Source organism: Pseudoalteromonas sp. L23 (assembly GCF_021728455.1).
In the GTDB taxonomy this organism is placed as follows: domain Bacteria; phylum Pseudomonadota; class Gammaproteobacteria; order Enterobacterales; family Alteromonadaceae; genus Pseudoalteromonas.
This window is the reverse complement of the sequence record NZ_JAKKCW010000003.1, coordinates 383,800-400,383: the sequence shown is the minus strand read 5'-3', so window position 1 is coordinate 400,383 and position 16,584 is coordinate 383,800. Positions and strand designations below refer to the sequence as shown.

Sequence of the window (16,584 nt, the reverse complement as noted above, 5' to 3'; positions counted from 1 at the left end):
GAAATGTAAGAAATTCGCTAAAAAAGGACTGGTTGGAGGTCAACTGACTAGAAAAAGCGCCGAGTTGCTTGATAATTCAACCAACGCGGCAATTTTTGAACGAACCTTAATTATAACTACTTAGCAGCTTTTGCAATTGTTCCAGACGCTTATCAGTCAATACTCGATTATCTATTTTCACGGTAACATCACCACTCTTTAGATTTCTCTGTACTCGAATGTAGTCGTTCTCTAGCATGGATTCGACACGTGAATCGCTACTTCCGAATGTGGTCAAGAATTTAGTGATCTGAACAGCACGTTTCTCGTCCGACATCTCTTCTGTCATAAAGTCTTGCGCTTTTAGTGCGGCAATTTGCTCTGAAAACTGCCCAGGCTGTTCTTGTTTTGCTGTGATGAGCTTTTTAGCTGCTTCACGGCCTAGATGATTTGCCGTTGGATACAACTGCAATACTTCGACCGGAATACTTTCATAAGCTTTCAACGCGTCTGCGATAGCTGTGTGAGAAACACCTTCCACGGCAGCGATTTCTCGATACGATCCTTTTTGGCCTTGTTTGATCAAGTTATGCTTAGTATCAAAATAGGCTTTACCCAATTCCCAAAGGCTCGGGGCGATGTATTGATCGGAAGATACCGCTAATGTTTTTGCATCTTCATCACTAAAGTCTTTCGAGCTCAACACCACATAATCCGCTTCGGCCAGCATACAGGCTTTACGGCGTCTAGAACCCGATAAAACGTGAAGTTTGCCATTGTGCTGCCAACATAGGGCAGGGTGGAGATTACGTTTATCTTTTTTAATGGCAGGTAATATATCTGCGACCGCTTTTTCGCTTAATAGGGATTGCTCACGGCGATTCTGCCCATAAACTGTAGTTTTACTTTCAATTTCGCTAAACGGTACTACTTCACAGGTCAGTACTATGGTTTTTGTTGGATCGCTTGGCGCAGGCATAGTAACCACATCACCTACTTTCGCCTGATCTAAAAGATCGTCGAGGCTACTGCCTTCAACCGCAGTAGCAAAAGGATCTATTCGAGTGTCATTTTTACGTTTTCTAGCCATTATTAATACCCTTTTATTCTGCTAGCGAAGACTGTGTTGAAGGCCAATTTGAACGGATCAGCATTTCTAATTCATCAACCACGTCTTTGATATTTTCTTGCGCTTTTAGCAATGCTTCGCGACTTGCTAAGCTATCAGAAGTCTTTTGATCAAAAATAGTGTTAAACGATGAAGAGCTCGCCGTAATTGCAGAGCTGTGATTAATTGGATAACTCATTACTTGACGGCCAAAAGCACTACGTACATCTTTAACGATATCGCGCTGAGAATGATTGCCTTTAACATAGTTAGTGACTAAAAATTGCATAAAGTCCCAGCCTTCGTGACCAAGAGCTGCAACGGTATGGTATATCTCACCAAGACGTTTCAGATATTTATTATTAGCGTCGAAGTCTACGGCCTCTGGATGTACAGGTATTAACATAGCCGTAGACGCCATCAATGCGTTATAGAACATAAAATTAAGTGAAGGCGCGGTATCTACTAGGATAATATCAAACTCGTCTTGTACGGGCTCTATAACCTTCTCTTTAAGCTTATGGTAATGACGTGTCTTTTCGTAGCTTGAACTTTCTTTTAACTCTGTTGCTATTTCGTGTTCAAAGTAAAAGTCATCCATACCAGAAGGTAATACGCGAATATTTGGAATGTGGGTTTCTTGGAATGAATTAGAGACAAGATCTTTCCATGTTTCACCTTCATCTAATTCGATGCAATCTCTCATCAGATCACCAACTGTGATCGGTTCATGATCATTAGATGGAAAAAAGCTTGATGATGATCCTTGCGGATCAAGATCAATGATCCCGATGCGATAGCGCTTAATATTAGTTGTAGCTAGAGCTGCTGCGATATTCACCAAACTTGTTGTTTTACCACAACCGCCTTTCAAACTATTAATCACAATGACTTGTAATTTATCGCTAGGCTTTCGTTGATCAGCATTTACACCCAGAACATCTGCCATCGCAAAGATATTTGCTAATGTGTATGCATAATGACCGTTTGCGCCTTTCTTTATATTGATGGTATCAAAGTCACCTTGGTCATGACGTCTTTTGAGTGTTCTATTATTCACACCAAGTAGATCTGCAGCAGCTTTTTGAGTGTAAGTTCTAAGCTCTTTTTCTTCAGTTTTAAGATGAGCTCTATAATGTTGAATACGACCAGCAAGTGATTGTTCAGCTACTTCTGCTGTAGCTTTCAACAGCCGGTACGTTGATAGCGCATTGTTATTTATAGACATACACATTATCCTTTATTTGATAACGATTATTATAATGTCCATATATTTTGCTGTAAACACAAAAAAACAAAGACATTTGTAATTTTGATTTACATCTAAGTATAAATAAGAAAGTTTAGATATGGTTAGATATATAGGTATTAAAGGCTAAGGCAAAGATATTATATTCTATCCAACTGTTTTACATAACTTTTTTTAATTTTCATAGATCTACTTTTTACTAGGTTAAGATCTGATCTCTTATAACTCCCAGATCGAAATTTTACTAACTACTATTTCAAAAAGTTATATATAAACAGCTTATACACAGAATTACTCACAGGTATGGTGGTTGGGATCGATTTTTTACCAAGTAAGATCAAACAGTTATGCACAGGTGATATAAGATCAAGTGCTTTAAGGTATGTATAGATCTGATCTCTACCTAGCATAGATCAGATCTTTACTAATTAAGGACCTAGTTTTCCACAAGGGCGTCGGATTTGCCGTTGTAAATCCGCTAAATATGCCTTAAACAAAGGTTTTTCAGCGTTCATTTTACCTTTGTTAGTAAAAACTTGATCTGAAAATGAGTCATACTTAGTAAAACAATGATCCCAACAAAAAAAGTTACTTCGGATCACTTTTTTACTAACTTTAATCATTAACTTTTTCTGTCGAATATGTTGTTATTAGACGTCATGAAAATTTGGAAGTAAAACAATGAGCCGGAAGGTGAACATCTCTGTTGACAATTTGCCCGATTCACTTCGTGGACAGATCCATGGTGTAGAAAGTGCAATCGATAACGAAAGTTTGGCGTTGTTTACGGACAATAAAGATGTTCGAGTATCTTTAGAAAATGCAGCCCATGGGTTAAGAGCTTATTCTAACACCTTTAATCATTACGATTTATGGGGACGCTTTGTTCGTTCTGGACATAAAAAATTACCATTAGAAGAAGCGCCCAAAAAAACAATCGTAACGAGAAAAATATCAGAAAAAGTAGATGGTATTCTATACGAAGGTGAGATAAAAATTACCCCTGCTGTTGTTAGTACTAAAAGAGATGGTGATGACGAAGAGTTTTTAGTTTGGCCATCTGACCGAGAAGAAAAAGTTGAGCGCGCACTGATCCGCCTAGCTTCTAAAGGTAAGATTGTTAAAATAAATTTTAAGTCCGGTATTCAATACGCGGTTATTTTTTCGATGAACGAGCTTGCTCAAGAATTAAAAGCTGTTGGTCAATCAATGCCTTATCCGCAAATTAAGGAATCTTTGGAAGCTCTTCAAGGTTCTAAACTTTCGTTCAAATATACGGCTACAGATACTAAAAACCCAAGTATTGATGATTCATTTTACGAATCAAACATGAACTTTCTGTCGTCGCTACACTTTAGTGGTAAAAAAGGGCAGGGTGGGAACATCAAATGTGTTGCATGTTTAAATGCATTTGTTCATAACATGATCGATAACTTGGAGTATAAAGGCTATTATTTCAACAGTGCTCAAGAGTTAAAACGCGGTTTGTCTCGTTGGATGATGCTACGTTTGTATCATCTATGGCGTTACGCAGCTCCAGGTAAAACTTATCATTTTCGCCTAATTTCAATTATGGAAAAGTATGGTTCAATTTATTCTGATGATGAAATAACAGAGAATAAATTGAAGGCACTTCGTCGTGATATGACCACAACAATGAAAGATTTGATCGAGAAAGGGGCGATATCCGAATACAATATTTCAAATGTTAAGGATGAAAAGTCCGGGAAAATCGTTGATTATGTGTACGAAATGCACCCATCAGCTCAGTTCTGTGATGAAATATTGGCTCTCAATAAACACCATAAACGTATCGAAATTCAAGGCGGAAAACGGATCGTTGAAAATGTTGAAGTAATTGATGAAGATACATTAGAAGAAATCGTTAAAAAATAAAATTTCTTATTTTGGCTAGAATGGTATTTCTAGCCAAAACAAAAAACTTTTATATCAAAGCTAATTTCTATTTCAACTTAAGATACTTTCTGAGCGAAATTTATCACAACCCAATTCTTCAAAATGATGAAGTCTATAAAGCTAAAAATTTTCTGTGGTGGAAAATACTGACATAAATAAATCTTGAAACTACATCAGCAGATCAAATTAATTCTCTAATCCTTGGAAGAGGGGAGAAGTATATCAATAATTGAAATTTTCCTATTTAAAACAATTAAATAGAAAAGCATGTTAGCCAACAGAAGTTGATTTTTTGTAATTTATAGATGCGACTCCGTGGTCGATAAGCTATTTCAGAGCTTAACACGTAATGATAAATCAAAATTTAACCTGAAAAAATTTAGTACTTAATCTGTGAAGATAACGATTTCATCATAGTCTTATAATACCAATTAGCCTTGATACTTGTTCAATTTGAAGGAGCAAATCTGATGCTAACTGCGTTAAAAATTTCTCATTTAGAACAACTAAATAGCAAAAATTTTCGCCTTGCCTATATGGATGTAACTTGGCGATAGCTGGATGCGGTAATGGTGTTATCGACAAGATTTTCTTCGCCTCAGAAGAGATCACTTAATTAAGCTAATTGGTATAAGTTTTAAAATGGATAGAACACATCATACTATAATGAGAACAAGTCAGTTAGCACTTGCATGGACTATACTAACTCAACAAGATTATGTTAAATTGCGTGCTATTGTTAGATTCCGTATGAATTATACCTTACTATTACTCAAATCTTTCTAAATAAATTCTATCGACTAGAAAGTTGTACTCTCGCTTTCTTGGATGATCATCTTTTTGTGTAAAATGACTTAACTCTCCAAGTTTAGTGTCTGGATGCGGGTTAAAGAGTATAAATGGAAGTGCGGCACTTACATGATAGCGATTTTGAGCTGTATATCTCACATTCACCTCAGGTGTTACTCTGGTTGGCCTTCTAATTCTGAGCTTTGCATTTTCTGATAGACTAGAAACTCTATATTTTTCTTGTTCTACTAGCTGTTGCCACTTTTCCTGATCTATCATCCTCGGATTTGAATATAGTGAAGAGCGATTCAACATCTCCATAGCAAGTTCTTTACTCAAAACTCTGGTTGCATGTTTTTTCATCCAGGTAAATCGAACGGAATAGGGAGCTTCGGATTCGCTATGTATTTTTCGATAGGCAGCCAAAGTCATTAAGTTAGGAACTGCACTATGAACAGCTTCGAATCTGGCATCATTGTTAGAAATTTCCAGAATAGCATTTTTAAAATTTTCTTTGGCAAGATTCACTGCATTCACCCTAGAGTTGATAACTTCTTTAGGGTCATTAACTAACAAAAGACCAGGAAACCTTTGCAACAACTTTCCGCTTTCTCGGTCGTTTAAGTAGAGGTCGCGATAAGCATCTAAACATTTAGAGAGTGCTTTTTCACCTTCTATTTTTTTAACAGTTATATTTGTTGGAGCGGTTTCTTCATCTTGTTTTTTGATATCAGGCAGTTCATAAAATGTTGCCTTTTTTATATCGGCTTCTGTCAGTTCATGGCATAGCTGGTTAATGTGTTCATTAAGAATATCGAAAGTTGAACGTATATTAAATTTATTCATTGTATGATGTGTTCTTGTTATCTCTCTCGAATTATATCAAAAATAATGAAATCTCGCTAAGCGATTTTATTATGAGTATCTAATGGAACAAAAACTAACCATATCACTTGCCGTTTGCTAAATTAAGCTAAGTATCGTTTTAGTCGATCGTTGTTGAGAACTTAGTTATTTGATCAATTAGCTGTGGGTATTTTGTGATGATGCATACTTTTATTGATATTGTAAGTATGATGTGTTCCCTGAGATATATGTAAATTATATCAGAAATATTCTGTTAGCTCATATTTATCTTCACTTATTAAGCTTTTATTTGGAGCGTTTAGGTTTTAGAGAAATAAAATATCTGCTAGTGAATTTTAAAATAGGAAAGTGATTCTATGTCGTCTTGATGAAATTACTAATTAGTTTTGTAGAGTTGAAATTGTTTTATCTTACTTTGTATGATGTGTTCCTTTCCGATAGACTAAATTATATCAAATTTTTTTGGATTTCTCCTATAAAATTAGATTTTTGTCACTTTTGAAGGGAGTTTCTAATGGGCAATACTATTAGGCTAAAAAGCAGTGGCTAGTAACCACTCAGAACAACAACGCTACTTGTCAGCTTTTTGATTAATTTTTAAATTTAACACTGATTTCATATATATGAAAAAACTGTATGATGTGTTCCTTTATCCTCGCGATAATACTCTTTTTTAGAAATTAAAGTCAACTTTTGATACTGACAGAGTCTTCTTCTGGTTCAAGATTTTAGTGTTGAAAAACAATAGTAAGTGTTCACTTATTTTGTTTCGACCGAGCACTTTTCCGTAGGCATGAAGGTTTAATAAATTCTAGTTAGGCCGAAAAGGGAAGGTGATAGATGGTTAGTAAGTGTGTACTCACTTTGCAATAAGCATCATTTGGGATCCTTTAAAGGGATTGGCTAAATTGTAGAGTAGAACACTGAGTTTAATTTTGCACTTTCAAAGAGAACAATCGTACCACTTCTTTTTCTTGGCTATGAATCTTCGAGTAACATCCGCACTTTTGTAGTCGTACCTGACTAAAACACGAAGACGGTTATAGCACAAGTTTCTTTTGTACATGCACATGTACAGTTCGAAGTTGCAATGCTAGTACTTCTTTATAATAACTACACCTGCTACTTCAGTGATTGCTTACTGTTATTCACGCTTCGCCGGAATAAATACTAATGTCAGTGTCTTACTCGATTTGTAGCGAAGTTAAAATAACGGAAAAAACGAGTAGATAGAAGACACGTCTCCTGTGCTTTGATTATTTAAATATCATGTAGTTTTCACACCTGAATTCATGGTCTGATCGTCAAAGAGCAAAGTAGACAGAGATCTTTTCAAGCGTCTGAACAGCTTGTTTGCGAACGAGTCAAGCTGGATTAGCTAACTGTTCATGGAAAAATATCTCTGAAACTAACTGGCCAGAAACTAGCGAGAGTTTTGGAAATGAAAATAGCTATTAAGCGAGTAACCTTATGCCCAATTATATTAGGCAAAGTGACTACCCCTTGATACTGTAAGAATAAAAGTCGTTGTGTTAGATATCAAGAAAAGAATGAGGGGCAAGAGTAAACTCAGTAGTACTACGTAATCAATATCACCTTTTTGACAGTAGAGTTTTATTTTTATCTAGTGATAGATTGTTCGGCGTTCTCGCCGTTTCAATAAGATAGCTTAATCAGGAAAATTTATTTTAATAACCCAGATCACTGAAGAGAAATCTCCCCAATTTTTCAGCATTGAGTTCTCATTGGAGGAGTTAGCTGTTGGAAGTACCTATACGTGTTAATACTTCCAAATACTATATAGCACATGTGATTAGTACTCATAGCAATCACTATAGACTCATTTTTTCTTGCTTCCTTCCTACTCATAAAATACGACGAGTCACTACAGCAATTACTAGTCTGAACTTAAATAAACATCAATTTAACATAATAATAGGCTAAAGTCAGTGTGTCATCTTTGTATATAAATGCTCTGTAAGATGATTTTCTGAAGAGGTAGGTGGGGTCCTGCTTGATCACAAATTCTTGAATTGACTTCTAATCAAGACACTCAAAGTGAAAAACAAGACATCGACAAGATTATATTTGATATTGGTATAGGTTCCAGAGTCTTCAATTCACTCTAAAATGAGTGATAGTACTCATTATAGCGATTTAAAGATCAGATCTTCCAAGTCTGATAGTCGACAACTTTAGGTCTGCTTTTTTTGCTAGCTGAAAAGATGTATTAAAAATACACCATATCTCAAGAAGTTCAATACTTTGATTAATTTTTAGAACAGTTTTAGCTAAAGCATCATATTATTAAACCAACAATAGTATGATGTGTTCTTTGATAAAAACAAACTAAAGTTTTTCCTTGATGAATAAGGGGGCTTGGGGTACTGTTCAATGGTGGTAACACATATTGGAATGAGGAAAATACAATGGCTAATTGGAGCCCAAATAGCTGGAGAGATAAACCTATCTTGCAGCAACCTGAATACCCAAATTCAGAGAAGTTAAAATCAGTTGAAAAAGAACTAAATTCAGCACCACCGCTCGTCTTTGCAGAAGAGACGCGGAGCTTGTATAAAAGCCTAGCTGATGTTTGCGAAGGTAAAGCTTTTATATTGCAAGGTGGTGATTGCGCAGAATCGTTTTCAGATTTTAGTGCCGCTAATATTCGTGATACGTTCAAGACGCTTTTGCAAATGGCTGTCGTATTAACATATGGCGGTAAATGCCCGGTAGTTAAAATTGCTCGAATGGCAGGGCAGTATGCTAAGCCCCGTTCTTCAGATTTTGAGACTATTGATGGTGTTTCTTTACCTTCATACCGTGGTGATATCGTTAATAGTTTTGAGTTTACGGAAGAAGCGCGTATCCCAGATCCTGATAGATTGATGAAAGCATATCATCAGTCAGCAGCAACACTTAACCTACTTCGCGCGTTTGCGCAGGGTGGTCTTGCTGATCTGCATCAGGTAAATCGCTGGAATATGAGTTTCGTAGCTGCAAATCCGTTAAAAGACAAGTTTCAACAGCTCGCAGAGCGTATTCAAGAAGCGCTTGAGTTTATGGAAGTTTGTGGCATCGATTCAACAGTAGCACCAAGCCTAAAGGAAACTCCGCTTTATACCTCACACGAAGCGCTATTGTTAGGTTATGAAGAAGCGTTAACTAGACGAGACCACTTATCGGGGGACTGGTACGATTGTTCTGCTCACTTTGTTTGGATTGGTGAACGTACGCGTCAGCTAGATCACGCTCATATCGAATTTTTCCGTGGTATTAAAAACCCTATTGGCGTAAAGGTTGGCCCAGGGATGCAAGAAGATGAGTTAATTAAACTTGTCGATGCGCTTAACCCTGATAATATTCCTGGTCGTCTAACACTTATCACACGCATGGGTGCAGATGTGCTGCCGGAAAAACTGCCTAAATTAGTTCGTAGAATTCAAGAAGAAGGCCGCAAAGTTATTTGGACTTCGGATCCGATGCACGGAAACACAGAAAAAGCGACGACTGGATATAAGACACGTAGTTTTAACAATATCTTGAGAGAAATCAGTCAGTTCTTCGCAGTGCATAAAGCTGAGGGGAGCTATCCTGGTGGTGTGCATTTAGAAATGACAGGGCAGCACGTCACTGAGTGTGTTGGTGGTGCCTACGGTCTATCAGACGAAGACTTATCTCAGCGTTACCGCACCCAGTGTGATCCGCGTCTAAACGCAGACCAAGTTTTAGAGCTAGGATTTTTAGTTGCTGATCTACTAAAAGACGCTCGTAAAACAGTATAAACAACAAACAAAGGGCCGCATTGCGGCCTTTTTAGTATTTATGGCGCTTTAACCCAGTTTCAGAAATAATCTTTGCTGATATTTCCTCAACGGAATAACGTGTACTATTTAAGTAAGGCGTTCTATTCTTTTTAAATAGCATCTCTACTTCTTTGACTTCGATACGGCATTGTCTGATTGATGCGTACTTGGAGTTTGCCATTCTCTCTTGCCTTATTGCGGCTAGTCTTTCGGGATCTATGGTTAAGCCAAAGAGCTTACCTTTGTATTTATCCAGACATTTGGGTAGTTTTCCACTTTCTAAATCATCCTCTGTCATCGGATAATTCGCGGCTTTTATCCCATATTGCAATGCTAAATATAAGCTTGTCGGCGTTTTACCGCTGCGGCTGACACCTACCAATATGATGTCTGCCTCGTCATAATCTTTAATATTTGCGCCGTCATCATTTGCAAGTGCGTAGTTAACTGCATCTATTCTAAAATCATAAGAAGATTCGTGAATGCTATGCGTGCGGTGCATTTTTGGCACCGGCTGAACTTTTAGCTCTCTTTTTACTATTTCGCTCGCATAAGATAAAAAGTCGTAACAAACCCCTTGCGACGATAAAATAATATCGGACAATTCTGGATTAACGAATGTAAAAAACACCAATGGTTTTTCACCTGAAGTCTCAGCAACCGAGTCTATTAATTTTTTGATTTCATTTGCTTTTTTTACTGTTTCTACAAATGGTATCGTTTGGTGATTAAATTCTACAGGGAACATTGAAAGCGTTGCGTGACCAAACACTTCAGAGGTGATAGCGGTACCATCGGAAATATAGAATGCTGTTCTCATTTTGCTATTATTCATTCAGAAATTGTTGAAAATAAGCCATCGCGGTTTACGAAGACTGCCTTACCGTTGTAGAATGCCCTTGACCAAGTGGAAAGGTCAATTAATCTCTCACATTTAATACAATTTGTTTTGGAGACAGTTCCGTGCAAGACTACGTTCTCTGGTATCAAGAGTTGGGTATGCAAGATGTACCTCGAGTTGGTGGTAAAAACGCTTCTCTAGGTGAAATGATATCTAACCTTGCTAACGCTGGTGTACAAGTACCTGGTGGATTCGCAACAACTGCTGATGCGTTTAATGAATTTCTTGAGCAATCAGGCCTCAATGAAAAAATCCACTCAATCCTAGATACTCTCGATGTTGACGATGTCAACGAATTAGCCAAAGTCGGCGCCCAGATTAGACAATGGGTTATCGATACACCATTCCAACCAGAATTAGATAAAGCAATCCGTGACGCATATAGCCAGTTACACGGTGACGCAAGCCAAGATGTCTCCTTTGCTGTTCGTTCATCAGCAACAGCAGAAGATATGCCAGACGCCTCCTTCGCTGGCCAACAAGAAACTTTCCTAAATGTTCGTGGCATTGATGCCGTAATGGTCGCTATCAAGCATGTTTTTGCTTCGCTATTCAATGACCGTGCAATTTCTTATCGTGTACACCAAGGCTATGATCACAGAGGCGTGGCGCTTTCTGCTGGTATTCAGCGTATGGTGCGTTCAGACAAAGCGTCGTCTGGTGTTATGTTCTCAATCGACACCGAATCAGGCTTTGAAGACGTTGTCTTCGTTACTTCTAGCTATGGTTTGGGCGAGATGGTAGTTCAGGGCGCAGTAAACCCAGATGAATTTTATGTTCATAAGCAAACGCTTGCAAAAGCAAAACCAGCTGTTCTTAAGAGAAATATTGGCTCAAAAGCAATCCAAATGATCTACTCAAGTGATGAGTCTCACGGAAAGCAAGTTGAGATTGTTGATGTAGACTCAGCACTATCTAACCAATTCTCGATTACAGACGCAGAAGTAGAAGAATTAGCAAAGCAAGCTGTTATTATCGAAAAGCATTACGGTCGTCCAATGGATATCGAATGGGCAAAAGATGGTAACGACGGTAAGCTTTATATCGTTCAAGCCCGTCCAGAAACCGTCCGTTCAAACGAAGATGCGAACGTAATGGAACGCTTCCAGCTAAAATCAAAGTCTGAAGTTATTGTTGAAGGTCGTGCAATCGGTCATAAGATTGGCTCAGGCGTAGTTAAAGTCCTGTCTTCAATTGATCAAATGGACTCGGTAAAGCAAGGCGATGTACTTGTTACTGATATGACGGATCCTGATTGGGAACCTATCATGAAGCGTGCCTCTGCTATCGTAACTAATCGTGGTGGACGTACTTGTCACGCTGCAATCATTGCACGTGAGCTGGGGATCCCAGCGGTGGTTGGATGTGGTAATGCAACCGATTTGATCACCAATGGCGACACGGTAACAGTTTCATGTGCTGAAGGCGACACAGGTTATATCTACAAAGGTGAACTTGAATTCGATGTTATTTCTTCTCGCATCGATGCAATGCCAGCTATTCCGATGAAGATAATGATGAACGTAGGTAACCCAGATCGCGCGTTTGATTTTGCGAAGTTACCACATGCAGGTATCGGTCTTGCGCGTCTTGAATTTATCATCAACCGTATGATTGGTATTCACCCTAAAGCACTACTTCATTTTGATAAGCAAGATGCAGAGCTACAGGCTGAAATTAAAGAGCTAATCGCAGGATATGAATCACCAGTAGAGTTCTATATCAGCAAGTTAGTTGAAGGTATTTCAACGCTAGGTGCGGCATTTGCTCCAGAGCGTGTAATCGTTCGTATGTCTGACTTTAAGTCAAATGAGTATGCAAACTTGGTTGGCGGTCAGCAGTATGAGCCCGAAGAAGAAAACCCAATGATTGGTTTCCGCGGCGCATCTCGTTACATTTCTGAAGACTTTAGAGAGTGCTTTGCATTAGAGTGTGAAGCCATTAAACGTGTTCGCAACGAGATGGATTTAACCAACGTTGAAATCATGATCCCATTCGTTCGTACCCTAGAAGAAGCAGCTCAAGTTATTGAAATTCTTGAAGCTCATGGTCTAAAACGTAGCGAGAACGGTCTAAAAGTCATTATGATGTGTGAACTTCCATCAAACTGCCTGCTTGCTGATGAGTTTTTAGAATATTTCGACGGCTTCTCGATTGGTTCAAATGACCTTACCCAGTTAACACTTGGTCTGGACCGCGATTCTGGTCTTATCGCGCATCTGTTTGATGAGCGAAACCCAGCAATCAAGAAACTACTTTCAATGGCAATTCAAACTGCTAAAGCGAAAGGCAAATATGTAGGTATTTGTGGTCAAGGTCCATCGGATCATGAAGATTTTGCTGCTTGGTTAGTTGAAGAGGGGATTGACTCTGTTTCACTTAACCCAGATACAGTACTTGAAACTTGGCTTTATCTAGCTGAAAAGTTTACTAAATAATTTAATGGCCCCAATGCAACACATTGGGGCTATTTCATTTCTGAAATGTCCTATCTAACTTTTCGCAGCCAAGCTTAAACAGACGCTGCACATTTTTTAGGTGCTTCTTTGCGCCTTCATGATTCATCGAGAAACACACCAAGGCCGCAAGTAAAAAGATAACCGATGGACCGGGCACAACAAAGAAGATCAATGCTAGAATACAAAACACAATACCAGCAAGGTCGTAAATAATTTTCATGTTATTTCCTCCTATACAATATGAGTATAAGGTATGTGGTGAAATAAACTATTTCCAATTGTAACAAACCATAAAATTCTCAAGTTGATCATTAATCCTTCGTGATACAATTAATTCAAAGCAAGTAAAATATACCGTCATGATCGCAAATATTAGTCAGCAGGATTCTGCAAACGAACTTATCAACCTCTATCAAAGTAAACTAACTGATGCAGGTTTTAGTGGGGACATTGATACGAGTTATGCAACTCGTCTTGTTACGTCAACCGACAATAGTATCTATCAGGAAATCCCTCAAGCAGTATTATTTCCTAGAACAAATCGAGACGTACAACTTGCACTTGAAATCGCCCAACAAGACCCATTTTTGTCTCTCACCTTTGGCCCTAGAGGCGGAGGAACTGGTACGAATGGTCAATCACTTACGCCCGGTATCGTGATTGACCTCTCGAGACACATGAGAGAAATTCTTGAGATCAATGAACAAGAAGGCTGGGTTCGAGTTCAGGCGGGTGTGATCAAAGATCAGCTTAATGACTTTCTAAGACCTTACGGCTATTTCTTTTCTCCAGATCTTTCCACCAGTAACCGAGCAACAATAGGTGGTATGGTAAATACTGATGCGTCGGGCCAAGGTTCACTCGTTTATGGCAAAACAAGCGATCATATTCTTGGGCTAAAAACTTTTTTAGTGGATGGAACAGAACTAAATACCTCGAAGTTAGCAATCGATAAAGCCGAGCTACTAGCTGAGCAAAACTCAAAGACTTCTCACATTTATGCGAATGTCATCGAGATCTGTCGAAGCAATCGAGCACTTATACTAGAAAAATTTCCAAGACTAAACCGTTTTTTAACCGGTTATGACCTCGAAAATGTATTCGACGATTCACTAACTACTTTTGATTTGTCTCGAATTATTACAGGCTCTGAAGGTTCGCTTGGTGTTGTAACCGAAGCAAAGCTTAATTTAACGCCAATTCAGCCATATAAAACCCTAATCAATATCAAATATGACTCATTTGAATCAGCGCTTAGAAACAGTCCTTTCTTAGTTTCCGCTAATGCTACATCAGTCGAAACCGTAGACAGTAAAGTTCTAGGTCTTGCCAAAGAGGACATCATTTGGCATTCAGTATCGGACTTAATTCAAGATGTACAAGGTGTTGAGATGCAAGGTCTTAACATGGTTGAGTTTAATGGTGAATCCGAAGATGAAATTTCGTCTAAAGTCGATAGTTTATGTCAACGATTAGATCAGCTTATTGCGAACAAAGAAGCGGGGGTTATTGGTTATCAACTTACTAATGATAAAGCGGATATCCTTAAGATCTATGCGATGCGTAAAAAATCAGTTGGCTTGTTGGGTAACGCAAAGGGTAATAAAAAGCCACTTGCTTTTGCTGAAGATACAGCCGTTCCACCTGAAAACCTTGCTGATTTTATCATTGAGTTTAGAGCGTTGCTTGATAGTTACCAATTAGATTATGGCATGTTTGGTCATGTTGACGCCGGTGTTTTACACGTGCGCCCTGCGCTTGATATGTGCGACCCCGAACAGGAAAGACTACTACGTGTGATCTCAGATAAAGTCGTAGCGTTAACTGCAAAATACCGAGGACTAATGTGGGGTGAGCATGGAAAAGGTTACCGAAGTGAATATGGACCCGAGTTTTTCGGTGAGCAACTATTTAATGAACTTCGTAAAATTAAAAGTTTGTTTGATAAAAACAATCGCCTAAATCCTGGAAAAATTTGTACACCACTGGGTTCAAGCGATCAATTAGTGTCAGTCGATGCACAGAAAAGAGCTTGGTTTGACCGTACAATACCAACTGAAGTAAAAGTAAACTACGAAGCGCCAATCAATTGTAATGGTAACGGACTTTGCTTTAACTATGATGACAACTCACCAATGTGTCCATCGTACAAGGTAACCAAAGATCGTAGAAACTCTCCAAAAGGACGCGCTGGGCTATTTAAAGAGTGGTTACGACTACAAAGCAATAAAGGGGTCGATTTGATTGCTGCAGAAAAGCAATTAATCAATCATGAAAATGATACCACTTGGTGGGAGCGCTTTCTCAATACCCGAAAGAAAAACGAATATGACTTTTCCCATGAAGTTAAAGCATCAATGGATGAATGTTTAGCCTGTAAAGCATGCACAACGGCTTGCCCAATAAAAGTGGATGTTCCTACGTTTCGAGCTAAGTTTTTAAACTTTTACTACAGCCGTTACAATCGTCCATTTAAAGACTACTTAGTTGCGAATATTGAGCGAGCACTGCCTACCATGGCTAAGTTTCCAAATTTAGTTAACGCTCTACAAAGTAATCGCATATCCAACTTTTTTGTTGAACGGCTGATTGGGTATATTGACTCCCCATCGCTAAGTAAGGTGCAACTTAGCAAATTAGTTTCAAGCAAACACTTTTATTCAGAGCGTAGTTTTGAAATGTTAAGCGATGAAGAACAACAAAGCGTGGTATTTGTTGTTCAAGACCCGTTTACTAGTTTCTATGAAGCAGAACTAGTATCGGACTTTGTGCAAGTTATATCAAAGCTTGGGTTTTATCCGCTCGTGTTACCATTCAAACCGAACGGTAAGCCACAACACGTTAAAGGCTTTTTAAAGGAATTTAAATCGACCGCGAAGACTGCCGCAGAGTTTTTAAATACTGTCAGTGAGTATAACAGACCTTTAGTTGGGCTCGATGCCTCTTTGGTGATGTGCTATCGCGATGAATATAATGATATTCTCAAAGAGAGCAGGGGAGACTTTAAGGTACAATTAGCGCATGAATGGCTTGCAACAGTCGATATCCCAACGGCTGCGACAATCAGTCCATCAAAATTTACATTGATAAGTCACTGTACAGAAACAACAGCGATGCCTGAATCTAAAAATGTTTGGCAAGGTATTTTTAATAAGTTGAACTCTAATTTAGAAGCGGTTAATACAGGATGTTGTGGCATGGCGGGAACTTATGGCCACGAAGCGCAAAATCAGGAAAACTCAAAAGCGCTCTACGAATCCTCATGGCAGCATCATATTGATAACGCAGCTCAAGATGAAATATTAGTGACTGGCTTCTCTTGTCGGTGTCAGGTTAAACGCTTTAGTGGAGAAAAACCAAAACACCCGCTTCAAGCACTTAATAAACTACTAGATTAGTTTAGTAGTTGAACGAGCCCAGTTTGCTGGGCTTTTTTTATTAATAGTTTTAGCTGAAGATAAACTAAGCTAATTGACTTTATAGTATGATGTGTTCTTTGTGGCGTGTTG

At 38.4% G+C, this 16,584-nt stretch carries 9 protein-coding genes; 4 read left to right on the top strand and 5 right to left on the bottom strand.

Annotated elements, in window-relative coordinates:
- Positions 1-106 precede the first annotated feature (106 nt).
- Together L3V43_RS08265 and L3V43_RS08260 are read right to left on the bottom strand one after the other, a co-directional pair.
- Entirely contained in the window at positions 107-1,069 is a 963-nt protein-coding gene (locus L3V43_RS08265) for a ParB N-terminal domain-containing protein (protein ID WP_237116242.1), read from the bottom strand.
- A 13-nt stretch (positions 1,070-1,082) separates the two neighbouring features.
- Positions 1,083-2,315: an AAA family ATPase gene (locus tag L3V43_RS08260; protein WP_237116243.1), complete on the bottom strand. Its 1,233-nt coding sequence runs from the start codon at positions 2,313-2,315 to the stop codon at positions 1,083-1,085.
- Positions 2,316-3,017: 702 nt separating this feature from the next.
- Between L3V43_RS08260 and L3V43_RS08255 the strand changes: the two genes are divergently transcribed.
- Positions 3,018-4,232 carry a hypothetical protein gene (locus L3V43_RS08255; protein WP_010605529.1) on the top strand — a complete coding sequence of 405 codons (1,215 nt, stop codon included), beginning with the start codon at positions 3,018-3,020 and terminating at the stop codon, positions 4,230-4,232.
- Positions 4,233-5,021: 789 nt separating this feature from the next.
- Here the strand turns inward: L3V43_RS08255 and L3V43_RS08250 are convergent.
- Complete coding sequence (locus L3V43_RS08250) at positions 5,022-5,888, bottom strand: DNA replication terminus site-binding protein (RefSeq protein WP_010605528.1); 867 nt, start codon at positions 5,886-5,888, stop codon at positions 5,022-5,024.
- A 2,450-nt stretch (positions 5,889-8,338) separates the two neighbouring features.
- Between L3V43_RS08250 and L3V43_RS08245 the strand changes: the two genes are divergently transcribed.
- Positions 8,339-9,694, top strand: a complete 1,356-nt coding sequence (locus L3V43_RS08245) for a 3-deoxy-7-phosphoheptulonate synthase class II (protein WP_010605527.1) — start codon at positions 8,339-8,341, stop codon at positions 9,692-9,694.
- 31 nt (positions 9,695-9,725) lie between these two features.
- Here L3V43_RS08245 and L3V43_RS08240 read toward each other — a convergent pair whose 3' ends face one another.
- On the bottom strand, positions 9,726-10,535 hold the full coding sequence (locus L3V43_RS08240; RefSeq protein ID WP_039495336.1) for a pyruvate, water dikinase regulatory protein: 810 nt from the start codon (positions 10,533-10,535) through the stop codon (positions 9,726-9,728).
- Between the two features lie 143 nt (positions 10,536-10,678).
- Between L3V43_RS08240 and ppsA the strand changes: the two genes are divergently transcribed.
- A complete protein-coding gene (gene ppsA, locus L3V43_RS08235; protein WP_237116244.1) occupies positions 10,679-13,054 on the top strand; it encodes a phosphoenolpyruvate synthase in 2,376 nt (791 codons plus the stop codon).
- A gap of 34 nt (positions 13,055-13,088) precedes the next feature.
- On the opposite strand, the gene L3V43_RS08230 is transcribed toward ppsA, so the two are convergent.
- The gene (locus L3V43_RS08230) at positions 13,089-13,295 is read right to left on the bottom strand and encodes a PGPGW domain-containing protein (RefSeq protein WP_010605524.1); all 207 of its coding nucleotides are present in this window, start codon (positions 13,293-13,295) and stop codon (positions 13,089-13,091) included.
- 139 nt (positions 13,296-13,434) lie between these two features.
- Between L3V43_RS08230 and L3V43_RS08225 the strand changes: the two genes are divergently transcribed.
- On the top strand, positions 13,435-16,473 hold the full coding sequence (locus tag L3V43_RS08225; protein ID WP_237116245.1) for an FAD-binding and (Fe-S)-binding domain-containing protein: 3,039 nt from the start codon (positions 13,435-13,437) through the stop codon (positions 16,471-16,473).
- Positions 16,474-16,584: the final 111 nt, after the last annotated feature.

Bases quoted from the DNA above. Each gene is read 5' to 3' on its own strand.
- L3V43_RS08265 (WP_237116242.1), bottom strand. From the start codon at position 1,069: ATGGCTAGAAAACGTAAAAATGACACTCGAATAGATCCTTTTGCTACT.
- L3V43_RS08260 (WP_237116243.1), bottom strand. From the start codon at position 2,315: ATGTCTATAAATAACAATGCGCTATCAACGTACCGGCTGTTGAAAGCT.
- L3V43_RS08255 (WP_010605529.1), top strand. From the start codon at position 3,018: ATGAGCCGGAAGGTGAACATCTCTGTTGACAATTTGCCCGATTCACTT.
- L3V43_RS08250 (WP_010605528.1), bottom strand. From the start codon at position 5,888: ATGAATAAATTTAATATACGTTCAACTTTCGATATTCTTAATGAACAC.
- L3V43_RS08245 (WP_010605527.1), top strand. From the start codon at position 8,339: ATGGCTAATTGGAGCCCAAATAGCTGGAGAGATAAACCTATCTTGCAG.
- L3V43_RS08240 (WP_039495336.1), bottom strand. From the start codon at position 10,535: ATGAGAACAGCATTCTATATTTCCGATGGTACCGCTATCACCTCTGAA.
- L3V43_RS08230 (WP_010605524.1), bottom strand. From the start codon at position 13,295: ATGAAAATTATTTACGACCTTGCTGGTATTGTGTTTTGTATTCTAGCA.
- L3V43_RS08225 (WP_237116245.1), top strand. From the start codon at position 13,435: ATGATCGCAAATATTAGTCAGCAGGATTCTGCAAACGAACTTATCAAC.